The sequence below is a fragment of the Amycolatopsis sp. MJM2582 genome (assembly GCF_000754115.1).
Lineage (GTDB): Bacteria > Actinomycetota > Actinomycetes > Mycobacteriales > Pseudonocardiaceae > Amycolatopsis > Amycolatopsis japonica.
Map to the genome: position 1 here is coordinate 941,179 of NZ_JPLW01000002.1, position 12,899 is coordinate 954,077.

At 68.1% G+C, this 12,899-nt stretch carries 10 protein-coding genes; 2 read left to right on the forward strand and 8 right to left on the reverse strand.

Annotation, left to right across the window (positions count from 1 at the left end):
* Positions 1-6: 6 nt before the first annotated feature.
* Entirely contained in the window at positions 7-360 is a 354-nt protein-coding gene (locus tag ED92_RS14600; protein ID WP_037340009.1) for a helix-turn-helix transcriptional regulator, read from the reverse strand.
* Between the two features lie 263 nt (positions 361-623).
* On the opposite strand from ED92_RS14600, the gene ED92_RS14605 reads away from it, so the two are divergent.
* Positions 624-1,265 (forward strand): hypothetical protein, encoded by a 642-nt coding sequence (locus tag ED92_RS14605; protein ID WP_037338086.1) that lies wholly within the window; start codon positions 624-626, stop codon positions 1,263-1,265.
* Between the two features lie 17 nt (positions 1,266-1,282).
* Here the strand turns inward: ED92_RS14605 and ED92_RS43000 are convergent, their stop codons facing one another.
* The 6 genes from ED92_RS43000 to ED92_RS14630 all read right to left on the reverse strand — a co-directional run bounded on the left by ED92_RS43000 (position 1,283) and on the right by ED92_RS14630 (position 10,272).
* Positions 1,283-1,432 carry a hypothetical protein gene (locus ED92_RS43000; protein WP_162836891.1) on the reverse strand — a complete coding sequence of 50 codons (150 nt, stop codon included), beginning with the start codon at positions 1,430-1,432 and terminating at the stop codon, positions 1,283-1,285.
* A gap of 108 nt (positions 1,433-1,540) precedes the next feature.
* Complete coding sequence (locus tag ED92_RS14610) at positions 1,541-1,891, reverse strand: beta/gamma crystallin domain-containing protein (protein WP_037338089.1); 351 nt, start codon at positions 1,889-1,891, stop codon at positions 1,541-1,543.
* 202 nt (positions 1,892-2,093) lie between these two features.
* The gene (locus ED92_RS14615) at positions 2,094-3,464 is read right to left on the reverse strand and encodes an aspartate aminotransferase family protein (RefSeq protein WP_037338091.1); all 1,371 of its coding nucleotides are present in this window, start codon (positions 3,462-3,464) and stop codon (positions 2,094-2,096) included.
* Complete coding sequence (locus ED92_RS14620; RefSeq protein ID WP_037338094.1) at positions 3,461-7,525, reverse strand: Pls/PosA family non-ribosomal peptide synthetase; 4,065 nt, start codon at positions 7,523-7,525, stop codon at positions 3,461-3,463. The genes ED92_RS14615 and ED92_RS14620 overlap by 4 nt, the downstream gene beginning before the upstream one ends.
* A complete protein-coding gene (locus tag ED92_RS14625; RefSeq protein WP_081975796.1) occupies positions 7,522-8,790 on the reverse strand; it encodes an aspartate kinase in 1,269 nt (422 codons plus the stop codon). Before ED92_RS14625 ends, ED92_RS14620 begins: the two co-directional genes overlap by 4 nt.
* Before the next feature lie 495 nt (positions 8,791-9,285).
* Positions 9,286-10,272 (reverse strand): nitroreductase family protein, encoded by a 987-nt coding sequence (locus tag ED92_RS14630; RefSeq protein WP_037338096.1) that lies wholly within the window; start codon positions 10,270-10,272, stop codon positions 9,286-9,288.
* Between the two features lie 193 nt (positions 10,273-10,465).
* On the opposite strand from ED92_RS14630, the gene ED92_RS14635 reads away from it, so the two are divergent.
* A complete protein-coding gene (locus ED92_RS14635) occupies positions 10,466-11,128 on the forward strand; it encodes a response regulator transcription factor (protein WP_037338101.1) in 663 nt (220 codons plus the stop codon).
* Here the strand turns inward: ED92_RS14635 and ED92_RS14640 are convergent.
* On the reverse strand, positions 11,125-12,861 hold the full coding sequence (locus tag ED92_RS14640) for a GAF domain-containing protein (protein ID WP_037338104.1): 1,737 nt from the start codon (positions 12,859-12,861) through the stop codon (positions 11,125-11,127). The genes ED92_RS14635 and ED92_RS14640 overlap by 4 nt on opposite strands.
* Between the last annotated feature and the right edge of the window lie 38 nt (positions 12,862-12,899).

Here is a 12,899-nt window from a genome sequence, read left to right on the forward strand (position 1 = left end):
TGCTTTTCATCCTGATTCAGGCGAAACCGAACCGGTGGAACTCTGCAGATCGTCGAGCAGTCCCAGCTGACCGGTTATGACCCCGGTCAGAATCCCGCGCGCGACAGCGAGCAGTTCGGCGACCGACGGACTGGTCAGGGAGTAGGAGACGGTCGTGCCGTCCTTGCGAGGCACCACCAGATTGGCCCGGCGCAGGACGGCGAGCTGCTGGGACAGGTTGGCGGGCTCGATCCCCAGGTCGGCCAGCAGCTCCGAGACGCGGTGGTCCCGCTCGCTGAGCAGTTCGAGCACGCGGATCCGGACGGGATGCCCCAGCGTTTTGAAGAACTCCGCCGTCGCCTGATACAGGGGGCTGTTCATCGGCATCCCTTCCCCGCAGAGCCGTCCGCACCTCCCTGATCGTGCCCGATATCGAGGGCGGCCGAACGTCACCTCACACGGAACGGGCGCGACCACACCCGATCAGGGCACAATCTCGCGGTTCTTGCACAGCGCCGCACACCCATTAATTGCATATTTATGCAAGTTTGCATATCAGAGAAGGTGAGAACACCTGTGAGTCACGGCATGCGGGATTCCGCGAGCCTCTTGTCGAGCCTCCGGCCTGCCACGAGGAGCGGACGGTGACCACACGCCACACCATCCCCGCCGCGGCCACCCGGGCCCATCTGGTCCTCGCCGCGCACGCGGCGGAACTGGCCGATCTCGCGGCGAACGCCGCCAGGGTGGACGCGTCCTCCCCGCCCGACCACTCCGGCATGATCGGGATGGCGCAGCAGATCGTCGAAGCGGCGGTGGTCGCTGCGCGACTCGACGGAAAGACCTGGCAGGAGATCGCGGGCGGCCTCGACGGGGAGACACCGAAGTCGGCACGAAGCCGGTACTGGCCCTCGGTCGCGCGGTTCCGGGCGGATCCCTTCCCCTCGCAGGGCTCCCGTCGCGAGGGCGTGCCGGGAAACACCGAGCAGACGACCCTCCGCCTTCGACGCCTGTCCACCACGGAACAGCGATCCGACACACCCGCCGAACCCGCGACTCGTGCGCCAGCCGGACACTTGGCCCTGGTCACGATCCCGGCCGAGCAGAGCGACCCCGAACCGCCTGCCGTGGAAGCCCGGCTGAAGATCGCGGAACGGCTCGTCGCCGCCTACGAGCGGATCGCGACCAACGACCGGCAGCCCCCGCAATGGATACTCGACGGCCTGGCCCACGCCCGCCGCACGGCCGCGGAACTCCGCGGCCACGCCGGCACACCGTCTGACTGACCTGCCGCGGCAGGAAGCTACACCGACGTCGCGAGACCGGCTTCGCGCTCGAAGTCGTGCTCGTCCTCGGTCTGCGTCCGCGACACCATCTTCGCGACCAGATCGAAGATCGGCGTAGCTTCCTGCGGGAAGGTCACGCTCTGCTGGTTCGCGCTCTCGGCGATCATGAACTGCTACTCCTCAAGAGTGACGGCTACAGCGACTGTTCACTCTAACGGCCGGGTGTCGATCACGGGCCGTATCCGGAGTTTTGGTCGCTCCCCCTGAGGCGATCATCACCAGATGCGCACCTCGTACACCCGGACGGTCCCGGCGAAACCGACCCCCTGCCAGTACCCGAGGGTCGACGATTCGTACCGGCCGTTGCGCTCGTAGTTGACCGTCACCTTGTTGTTGCCCGAGGTGATGTTGTAGACCCCGCCGATGTCCGTGCCGGTGACGCCGCCGTTCGCGAAGCATCGGTTGGTGCCCATCCCGTTGCCGAACGAGATGTCCAGCTTCACGAAGTCGTCCCTGTTGCCGCAGGCGACCTGGTCGATGGCGAAGGCCGGGCTCGCCGGAACCGCGACGAGCAGGCCGAGCGCGGCCGCACCGACTACCGAAAGCCTCTTGGCTCTCTTCCGCATGGGGCTGGATTCCTTTCCTCGCAACGGATAGCTGCCCGACCGGGCGTGAGCGAGCCTATCCACGCAAGAGCGGCGAAGAACGAAAAGCCTGCGATGCTGCCTGTTGCGCACACCGACGCTGTCCGAAGAGGCAACGGCCTCGTGAGTGGTGCGGACGGTTCTAACCGTCCTCACCACTCACGAGGCGGGACCTGCGGCTTCCCTACTGCGGCGGACCGCAGCGCTCGATCGCGTCCAGCAGGATCGCGCAGGCGAGTTCGATCTCCTCGGCGGTCACGGTGAGCGGCGGCATCAGGCGGATCACGCTGTCGTCGCGGCCGCCGAGTTCGACGATCAGCCCGTGCTGCAACGCATACGCCTGCACGGCCCGGGCGTATGCGCCGGCCGGGCGGCCGTCGCGCGGATCGGCCAGCTCGATCCCCCACATCAGGCCGAGGCCGCGCACCTCACGTACCCAGACGTCGCCGTGCAGGACGCCGAGCCGTTGCGCGAGCTCTCGTCCGCGCTGCCGGACATTGCCGAGCACGTCGTCACGCCGGACGATGCGGATCGCCGCCGCGCCGGCGGCGAACGCGGCCTGGTTGCCGCGGAACGTCCCGGTGTGCGCACCGGGTGCCCAGCCGTCCAGCCGCCGGTCGTAGAAGATCACCGCCACCGGGAGTCCCATCCCGCTCAACGCCTTCGAGGCGATGATCACGTCGGGCTCGATGTCGTAGTGCTCGAACGCGAACCAGGTCCCGGTACGGCCGCAACCGGTCTGCACCTCGTCGACGACGAGAGGGATGTCCAGTTCCGCGGTCAGCGCCCGGACCCGGCGCACGAAGTCGCGGTCCGCCGGGATGATCCCGCCTTCGCCCTGCACCATTTCCAGGATCACCGCGGCGGGAAGGGGGATGCCGCCGTTGGGATCCCGCAGCGACCGTTCCAGCAGGCCGACGCAGTTGGTCGCGCAGGTGTCCGGCGCAAGCCCCACCGGGCATCGGGCGCAGTAGGAGTACGGGAAGAAGTGCACGCCGGGTACCCCGTTGGCGATCGGCCGTTTCTGGGCGACGAGCCCGGTCAACGCCATCGCGGCGTGACTCGAGCCGTGGAACCCGCCCTGGAAGGACACCAGGTCACCGCGTCCGGTCGCGGTCTTGCACAGTTTGATCGCGGCGTCCACGGCGTTGGCGCCGCCGGGGCCGCAGAAGTGCATCCGCATCCGCGAGCTCAGGCTCGGCGGCAGCATGGACAGCTGGGCGTCGACGAACTCGCGTTTCGCCGCCGTCGGGAAGTCCAGGCCGTGGGTGAGCACGTGCATCTGCTCAGTGGCCGCGTGCACCAGTTCGGGATGGTTGTGGCCGAGGGAGAGCACGCCCGCACCCGCCAGGAAGTCGAGGAAGACGTTCCCGTCCATGTCCCACAGGTAGCTGCCCTCCGCGCCCGCGATGGCGATCGGCAGATGGCGTGGATACGCCCGCGCGCTGGATTCCCATTGTCGCTGGTGTTCGAGGAACTCAGCCGAACGAGGACCGGGCAGGGCGCCCTCGACACGGGGGGCGAGAGCCGGTCTCGCCGTGGGAGTGCGGGTCATGGCAGCCTCCTTGCCGCGGTGATTTCTTCCGCCGTGTCGAGTTCGACCGCCGGATTGGCGTACCAGCGGGTCCGTGCCGGGGCTGTGGTGCCCTTCATCAGGAACGCGTCCGCTTCGGCGATCGCCCCGTCCGCCATCGTCACTCCATAGTGGACAAAAGAGCCGGTGCTGAGGGTGCACCCCGCGCCGATGTCGATGTAGTCGGATTTGAACGTGCCGTCCTCGAGTGAATGTCCTTGAACGACGGTGTGCAGGTTGAGCACGCAGTCGTCGCCGATGCTCACCAGCGACCGCTCCGGGATCCCGCACCCGTCGTCGAAGACCCGACGGCCGATTCGGACACCGAGGCGACGCAGCAGGAACGGTTTGAACGCCGTCCCGTTGAACAGCGCGAGATAGCGGGCCGGGCTGAGCTTCCAGAACCGCTCGTGCCGCCAGAACACCGGATCGTAGATCGAGCAGAACCTCGGCCGCAGCGCCCGGAAGCCCTGTACGCCGAGTTCCGCCACCATGAGGAACGCGACCGAGAACACCAGGGTCGCCACGATGCCGACACCGACCGCGAGCGGGCCGATCCGCTCGTGCAGGGCGCCGGCCGACGTACCGATCAACAGGATTCCGAGCAGGTGCAGCCAATGCACGAGCAGGTAGATGGCGATGGTGACGGTGTTGTGGCGGTTCTTCGCCCGCAGGCCCCGGCGCAGCGCGTCCCCGCTGCCGAGATGCTCGAATCCGGTGTCGCGTCGGACGGTCCTGGGGATTTCGAACGCGGGCGACCCCAGCAAGCCGACGTTCTCCCGGACCGGCCCGTCCAGCGGAACCAGGACCTTGGTGGCCAGGAGGCAGTTCCGGCCGATCCGCGCGTCGGGTGGGAAGGCGATCTCGTTGCCCAGGAACGCCTCCGGCGCGACGGACGTCCTGCGCAGACGGAACGACGAGGACGAAAAGTCGGCGTTGAGCAGCGATAGACCGTCCGAGACCATCGTGCCGGTGCCGACCGTGCTGAGGAACGGCGTCTCGTGCTTGACCTCGACCCCGAAGTTGGATCCGGTCTGCTGGATCTTCGACAGGTCGTATCCCAGTGCACGCAGGTAGTACACGATGTAGCTGCTGTCGCCGAACAAGTACGTGTACGCACGCATGTTGGTCAGCCGCGCGATCAACCGCTGGATGGCGAAATGCCTGCCGTAGAGCGGATAGACGCGATCCGGCCGGAGGAAGAGGCCGAGCAGACGCGGGATCACGAGGACGACCGCGAGTCCGCCGAGCAACGCCCCGAAGTACAGCAGAGCGGAGTCGAGGATCCGGCCGCGATAGAAGGCCCAGCTCGTGAAGTCCGTCGTCGTGGTGAGCCAGCGGTCGACGAACACGTCTGCCCCGCCCAGCGTCACGGGAAGTGTCACCGAGAGCAGGAGCAGCAGGCTGGAGGCGCAGAAGACGATCGGCCTGAGCCTGCCGCGCGGGACCGTTCCCAGCGCCCGGTAGTCCACTGTGGAGAGACGGGCCGGCGACCCGTGCCAGCTTTCGCCGTCGGGGACCGATTGCCCGGAGTTCAACGACGACGAGTGGCCGAGCTGCGAGTCGTGGCCGAGTGCCGTGCCGATGTCGAGCACGGTCATCTCACCGACGAAGGCATTGTCGCCGAGCGTGACCCGGCCGGTCTGGATCCGCCCTGCCCTGGCGCGATAGCAGGAGAAGTACGCGTCCTTCCGGATGACCGCCCCGGCGCCGACGCTGAACAGATCGGTGCAGACCGGCGGGTTCCGCGACAGGATCACGGCGCCTTTGCCGATGTCCGCACCAAGCGCCCGCAGGTACCACGAGTACAGGGGCGTGCCGATGAACAGCATCAGCGGGCTGAACCTGACCAAGGTCTTGACCGTCCAGAAGCGCAGATAGCCCACGCTCCACAGTGGGATCTCCCCCGGTTTCCACCGGCCGACGATCGTCCATTTCGCCGCGATCGGCACCACGGACATGATGACGAAGACGACGAGCCCGAGTCCGACGGCGCGCGCGTAGCTCTCGACGAACCCCGTCGCGGCGGAGATCCAGGCGAATCCCGTGTCCAGGATCCAGCCCGAACTGGCGGCGTAGGCCAGAAACGCCAAGAGCTGGAACAGTCCACAAAGGACGTACGACACGGTCGACGCGCGGCGCGGCTCCTCGGCGCGAGCGACCGTCACCTGGGACGCGGCGGCGGCCGACTCGGCGAGACCGCGAACGGTGGGGTTGAGATACACGTCCCTGGCCGACAACGGCGCGAGGTCTCCACGTTCCCGGATCACCGCGCAGAACTTGGCCAGCAGCAGGGAGTCGGCCCCGTAGTCGTCGAAGAAGTGCCCCGTCGCCGAGATCCGCTCGATCCCGAGGACACCGCCCAACGCCTCCGCCAAGCGGAGTTCGGTCTCGGTGGCCGGTGCCACGTAACCGATGTCGTTTCCCACTCTTCGCGGACCGCTGGGCGCCGGGAGATGCTTGCGGTCGGCCTTGCCCGCCGGAGTCAGCGGGATGTGGTCGAGCTTTTCGAGATAGGCGGGCACCATATAGCCCGGCAGCAGTTCCGCCAGGCGCCTGCGGAGTTCACCGGGATCGACGTCCGTCTGGTCGCGGCGCAGGCTGTAGTAGGCGACCAGTTCGACGGTGCCGGGTTCCGGATGGTGGGTTTCGACCACAGCCTGGGCGATTCCGGGGATCTGCAGGAGGACCGACTCGATCTCGGTGAGCTCGACCCGGTAGCCACGGATCTTCACCTGGGTGTCGGCGCGGCCGTGGTACTCGATCTCGCCGTCCGGGGTGATCCGGCCCAGATCACCGGTGCGGTAGATGCGCTGGGACGGATTGTGCCCGATGCCGAGGAAATCCGGGATGAACGCGCGCTCGGTCAGATCGGCCCGGTTGAGGTAGCCGCCGGCGAGCCCGATCCCCGCGATGCCGATCTCGCCGAGTTCGCCCGCGGCCAGCGCCCTCGGCTCGTCCGGGTCGAGGATGACGACGGAATAGGTCGGCAAGGGCACGCCGATGGTCACCGGCCGATCCGGCCGCAGCACCGACCACGTCGCGGTGACAGTGGCCTCCGTCGGGCCGTAGACGTTGAGGAACCGTCTGTCCGGGCGATACCAGCGGCGCACGAGGTCTTCGGGGCACGCTTCACCGGACACCAGGAGGAATCTCAGCAGCGGCAGGTCCTCGTCGAGACTGGCCAGCAGGGTCGGAACGCAGCACAGCGCGGTGACCTCGTTCTCCCGCAGGAATTCGAGGAGGTCGTGACCGACGAGCGCGGCGCCGCCGGGTTTCGGCACGAGTGTCGCGCCGCTCAGCAACGGCACCCAGATCTCTTCGACCGAGAAGTCGAACGCGATCGTCATGCCCTGGTAGACCCGGTCGGTGCCCTGGATGCCGTAGACCTCGGCGGCGACCTGGACGAAATTGCAGATCGACGCGTGGTCGATCGTCACGCCCTTCGGCCGCCCGGTCGAGCCGGACGTGTAGACGATGTAGCAGAGTTCGTCGGCCGGAGTGCCCCTCTCGACCGCGGTGAGCCGCTCGCCCGACAGCTCGGCGATGCGATCCGAGTCCTCGTCGACACAGACCACCTCGACGCTGCCCGGTTCGAATCGGTCCCGCAGGGCGGCGGTCGACACCACGAGCCGGACGCCGGCGTCCTCGACGATGTAGGCCAAGCGGTCGTCCGGAAACCCCGCGTCCAGCGGCACATACGCCGCGTTGACCTTGAGCACGGCGAGCATCGCGACGTAGGGGTGAACCGGTTCGCCGAACAACAACCCGATCCGGTCGCCGGGCCGCACCCCGTGGGCTCGCAGATGGCGGGCGAGCCGGTTCGCCCGCTCGTCCAAGCCGTCGAACGTGAGCTTCTCGCCCTCGGCGTCGACCGCGAGACGGTCGCCGAGGCCGTCGGCTCGCAGCCGGTCGCAGAGCCGCTCGTACAACTCTTCCAGCCGATCGCCGACCCGCCATCGAATCCGCTGGTCGTGACCGTCGCAGGTCAGGACCAGGCCATCGGTGGTGAACTGGCCCGATGGCAGTCCGTAGGGGCTCATGTCCTCTCCGCCGACAAGCCGAACGAGTCGTGCAGGGCGCGGACGGTCGTGTCGACGGCGTCGGCGGGGATCACGGCGGTGAGGCGCGACTGCGAGGTCGTCATCGCGGGCACCGTGACCCGGTGGTCGGCGAGGACCCGCAGCAACTCGGGCAGGAACCCGGGCGGATCGAGCAGCGCGGTGCCGACCACGGAAACCGAGCCGAGTTCGTCGAAGACCGTGGAGCGGGCGTCGAGGTCCATCGTGAGCCGGGCGATCGGCAGGCCGAGCGGCTCGGTCCCCCGGACGGTGAACCGCAGTTCGCCGGGATCGGGCCAGCTCAGGTTGTCCGGTCGCACTCCGCAGTTCGCCAGCGTCGTGAGAACGCGCGCGTAGTGGTCCGGGCCGGAAGCCGAAACCTCGACACGGACGAGCCGCACGTCGCGCTCGTGGGCGATGCCGATGACGCGAGGAGTGCCTTCCAGCGACGGTTCTTCCGCCGTCACGACGGTCGACGGGCCGGGATCCGACGCGTGCGTCACCCGCACCGCCACTCCGTGACGGCGCGCGAGTTCGACGGATCTGGGATGCAGCACGCGGGCGCCGAGCCCGGCGAGCTCCACCATGGCGTCGTACGAGATCGTCCGGACCGGCCGGGTGTCCCGCACGATCCGGGGATCGGCCGTGCGAACGCCGTGCACGTCGGTCCGGATCTCGCATTCGGAACCGCCGAGCGCGGCCGCGAGCGCCACGGCGGTGGTGTCGGAACCACCTCGGCCCAAGGTCAGCAGTTCGCCGTCGGCGTTCCGGCCCTGAAATCCGGCGACGACCACGACCCGCACGTCACGCAGCCGGGCGACGATCTTGCCGGGATCGACCCGCACGATGGTCCCCGCGCCGGGTTCACCCGCGACCTCGATCCCGGCCTGGTCACCGGACAACGAGACGGCCTCGATCCCGCGCTCGGCCAACGCCATCGCGAGCACCGCCGCGGAGACCTGTTCACCGGTCGCCATCAACTGGTCGAGTTCCCGGGGAACGGGCGGTTCGGCGAACTCGCCCGCCAGCGCGATCAACCGGTCCGTGCTGTCCCCCATCGCCGACACGACCAGGACCACCCGATCTCCCGCCTCGGCGATCGCCGCCACCTCGGCGGCGACGTTGTGCACCATTTCAGGTGTGGCCAGCGACGAGCCACCGTATTTTCGTATGACCAGTCCTTCGTTTCGCGTCTTCGGCAGGGGCGGGTTCGGGCTGACATCGAGTTTCGGGGAAGAATTCACCATTTTCCTTAATAGGTAGCCACAGTGGCCGCATTCGCGGTGGGGTATAAGGCGGAGTTCGGAAGTACCTGCCGGACAAGATGCCCTGGCGGAGGTGACAGGGTTGGAAAGTAGTGCGGGACACTTTCCACGGGTACCTCCGTAAGTACGAAAGATCGGTCGTCCGTTTCTCCCAGGCCATAACCCGACGACAGCGCGCGAGGTTATGACGGCAAACAGCCGAGTTCGATGGAATTAGGGCAGAAGAATGACGTATTCGCAGTCACTTCGAAATTCGGGAGAACGGCCGCGTGACAAAACGGAACGAATTTCCCCGTTCGCCGGAAGTTACGAGATCCTTTTACGTGTCCGAAGCCGAGTGGGAACCCGTCAAAATGACCATGCCGCGCGCGGCGGCCGAAACCCAGCATTTTTCCCACTGTTCGGAAAGAGGACATGACGACGCGCGGTCCCAGATCGTGGACCGAGCTGTCGTATGTCCTTTGTGGAGTCTCGGGTTCAGAAACCGCGACCGAGTATTTCGTCGATGGCGCGACGCGGGCTGGACGGCACCGCGCCGGCGGGATAGCCGAGCCGCATGAGCAGCTGCGGGAAACCGGCGAGTTCGAGATCGTCGCACAACGCGGAACGCACTTCGGGCAGGTGCAGCGGCTGGGTCAGCACCGAGCCGACGAGACCTCCGTCGACCGCGTCGAGCCAGGTGCGCTGCACCGCTTGCCCCACGGCCAAGTGGTCGTGCCGGGTGTCGTCGAGGGTCAAGAAGACGAGCAACGTCTCTTCCGTCAGCCGATGGGTCAGGACCACGCTGTCCGGCAACGCCGTCGACGGCCGGACCAAGCCCGCCCAGGGCAGCGAGCCCGGAGGAAGCGCCGTCGCGGCGAGCCCCACACCGTGGCGATGCGACACCTCGTCCCGGATCGTCCACAGGGCGAGCTCGCGCTGGTATCCGTGATCGTGCTGGTGGGCCTCCGCCGCGAATTCGAGCAGTTCGGCGACGCGACCGAGTTCCAGCTCGTCACGGATCGGCCTGGCTTCGACGCCGTCCGAGGCGGCGGTGTCCACCAGCTCGCCGATCCGCTGACGGGAGACGGGCCGTCCGGCGAACCGCCGCCGGTGGCTGCGCCGTCGTTCGATGGCCGAGTAGCGGTGCAGATCGTCCGCGGACGGCAACGCACGCTCGCCTGGCGTGACCGACGCGACCACTTCCGGGCGGCCCGGTTCGGGGAACGTCTCCGTGCACGGCGCGTAGCCGAGCACACGGACGGCGAGCTCCAGGTTCGTGAGGGCGGCGCCGCAGGAGATCACCCGGTCGCGGCCCAGCGGATCGTGTTCCGGGAGGGTCAGGTCACGCCGCTCGATCAGCAGCAGCCTTCCGCCGTCGAACTCCAGGATCCACGGCTGGGTGTTGTGCACCGAGGGCGCCCGCAGCAAGGTCCGGGCCAGGACCTCCGTCTCCCCCGCCGACCAGATCTCTCGTCGCTCCATGCTCCCTGCCCTCCGCGGTGGCGCTGTGCTCGAATCCACCGTGCGCCACTCCGGAACCGGTGCGCAGGTGCGGACGGCTCCGATCTCCGGGACCAAAGCCCTACGACGCCGGGACGTCCAGACCGCTGTGCCGTCCCGCGTGCCGGAGTAGGTTCGGCAGCACGGCCAGGACCCTGCGGCGGGAGGACGAGCCATGGCGACCAAGGTGTTCCTGGTCGACGATCACGAGATCGTCCGGCGGGGGCTGTCCGATCTGCTCGGCAGCGAGCCGGACATCGAGATCTCCGGCGAAGCCGCGTCGGTCTCCGAAGCGCTCACCCGGATTCCCGCGACCGAAACCGATATCGCGGTGCTGGACGTCCGCCTCCCGGACGGCACCGGTATCGAGCTGTGCCGCGAGTTGCTCTCGACCCGGCCCGACCTGCGTTGCCTGATGCTCACGTCCTACGCCGACGACGAGGCCCTGCTCACCGCGATCATGGCGGGCGCCTCCGGCTTCGTCCTGAAACAGGTGCTCGGCAACGACCTCGTCTCGGCGATCAGGACCATCGCCGAAGGCGGCTCACTGCTCGACAGCCGCACCACCGCCGCCCTGATGAACCGCATCCGCCGGGAGCACGACCGTGACGATCCGATCGCCGGGTTGTCCGAGCAGGAACGAGCCGTCTTCGAGCTCATCGGGGAAGGACTCACCAACCGGGAGATCGGCGAACGGCTCTTCCTGGCGGAGAAGACGATCAAGAACTACGTTTCCCGCATCCTCGGCAAACTCGGTATCCAGCGCCGGACCCAGGCCGCCGTACTCGCGAACGAGCTCAAGAAGGAAGACCGGATCCGCCTGTTCGGAGACCGCTAGGCGCCTTCGTGCGACAGCGGGACACGCCACGAGATCCGGGTCCCGCCGCCCTCCCTGCCGGTGAACTCGGCGTATCCGCCGCACCGTTCGGCGCGTTGCGAAAGGTTGTCGAGCCCACTGCGCCGGCCGGACGACGGCAGTCCCACACCGTCGTCGCTCACCTCGATGGCGAGTTCGGTGCCGGCCTCGACGGTCACGGAGATCTCTTTCGCGCCCGAGTGCCGGATGGCGTTGCTCAGCGCCTCACGGACGACAGCCTCGGCGTGCTCGTACACCTCGACCGGCACGAGGGTGTCCACCGCGCCCGCGATCCGGACCGACGGTGTCACGGCCGAAGCCGGGGTCAGTTCCGTGACGATGTCGAGCAGCCGCCGGCGAAGACCGGCCGACTCCCCCGCTCCCGCGGTGTGCAGGTCGAAGATCGAGGTCCTGATCTCGCGAACGGTCCGGTCGAGTTGCTCGACGGCCTGCGTGACCCGGTTGCGGGCGAAGTCGTCCGGCACTCTCGGCAGGATGCTCTGGAGGCTCATGCCGGTGGCGAAAAGCCGCTGGATGACGTGATCGTGGAGATCCTGCGCGATCCGGTCCCGGTCGGCGAGCACGTCCAGCAGGCGCTGGTTGCGCTGCTTTTCGGCGAACTCGAGCGCCACGGCGGCCTGGTCGCCGAACGACGACAACATCGGGATCTGGTCGGCCTTGAACTGCTGCGTGCCCTTCTCCCGGCTGGCGACCAGCACGCCGCCGACACCCGTCGCGCTGGTCAACGGCGCCAGCGCCCCGGGACCGGAGAGTGCCGTGTCTGCCGAACCGAACACGGTGCCGAGGTCGGCGACGAGACAGGTCTGCCCGCCGGCGAAGATCTCGTCGAGCAAGGGATGCTCACCGGAGACCTGCTTCCCTCGCAGCGGACCTCGTCGTCCGCTGCTCACCGCGGTGACCGTCAACGACCGCGTTCCCCTTTCGCCGTCCTCGGCAAGGAGGATCATCACCTCGTCGGCCCCGGCCAGCTCGCGGACGCTTCCGACGATCAGCGCCAGCGTGTCCACGACCGACGCGCCACCGAGCAGCTCGCCGTTGACCTTCGCCACCGCCTCGAGCCATCGCTCCCGCGTCCGGGAGCGCTCGAACAGGCGGGCGTTGTCGATGGCCACGCCCGCGGCCGCCGCGAGTGCCTGCAGGACGACCTCGTCGTCCGCGGTGAACTCGGCGGCTCCGCGTTTCTCGGTCAGGTACAGATTCCCGAACACCTCGTCCCGCACCCGGACCGGCACACCGACGAAGCTGTGCATGGGCGGATGGTTGGCCGGGAAGCCGACCGAGGCGGGATGCGCCGAAAGGTCCGGGACCCGCACCGGCTGCGGATCCTCGATGAGCAGGCCGAGCAGACCCCTGCCCTCGGGCAGGTGACCCATCGTCTCGCGTACGTCCTGGTCGATGCCGACGTACACGAACTGGGAGAGGCCGTCCTCGTCGCCGAGGACGCCCAACGCCCCGTATTGGGCGTCGACCAGCTCGACCGCGGCCTGGACGATGCGCTGCAGGGTCGAATCGAGTTCGAGACCGGTCCCCACCGCGAGAACGGCGTCGAGCAGCCCTTGCAGCCGGTCACGGGTCTTCACGATCTCCGAAAGCCGCTCCTGGACCTCGTGCAGCAACTCGTCCAGCCGGAGCCCGGTCAGCACCGCCGCGCTGGGCGGCGGATGCCCGCCCGCCGGTGATGGCTCGGACGCCATCGCCACCTCCTTCCGGATAGGGTGACGACTCGTTCATC

Excerpts from the sequence above, each read along its gene's own strand:
- ED92_RS14600 (WP_037340009.1), bottom strand. The coding sequence starts at position 360 with ATGAACAGCCCCCTGTATCAGGCGACGGCGGAGTTCTTCAAAACGCTG.
- ED92_RS43000 (WP_162836891.1), bottom strand. The coding sequence starts at position 1,432 with ATGATCGCCGAGAGCGCGAACCAGCAGAGCGTGACCTTCCCGCAGGAA.
- ED92_RS14610 (WP_037338089.1), bottom strand. The coding sequence starts at position 1,891 with ATGCGGAAGAGAGCCAAGAGGCTTTCGGTAGTCGGTGCGGCCGCGCTC.
- ED92_RS14615 (WP_037338091.1), bottom strand. The coding sequence starts at position 3,464 with ATGACCCGCACTCCCACGGCGAGACCGGCTCTCGCCCCCCGTGTCGAG.
- ED92_RS14620 (WP_037338094.1), bottom strand. The coding sequence starts at position 7,525 with ATGAGCCCCTACGGACTGCCATCGGGCCAGTTCACCACCGATGGCCTG.
- ED92_RS14625 (WP_081975796.1), bottom strand. The coding sequence starts at position 8,790 with ATGGTGAATTCTTCCCCGAAACTCGATGTCAGCCCGAACCCGCCCCTG.
- ED92_RS14630 (WP_037338096.1), bottom strand. The coding sequence starts at position 10,272 with ATGGAGCGACGAGAGATCTGGTCGGCGGGGGAGACGGAGGTCCTGGCC.
- ED92_RS14635 (WP_037338101.1), top strand. The coding sequence starts at position 10,466 with ATGGCGACCAAGGTGTTCCTGGTCGACGATCACGAGATCGTCCGGCGG.
- ED92_RS14640 (WP_037338104.1), bottom strand. The coding sequence starts at position 12,861 with ATGGCGTCCGAGCCATCACCGGCGGGCGGGCATCCGCCGCCCAGCGCG.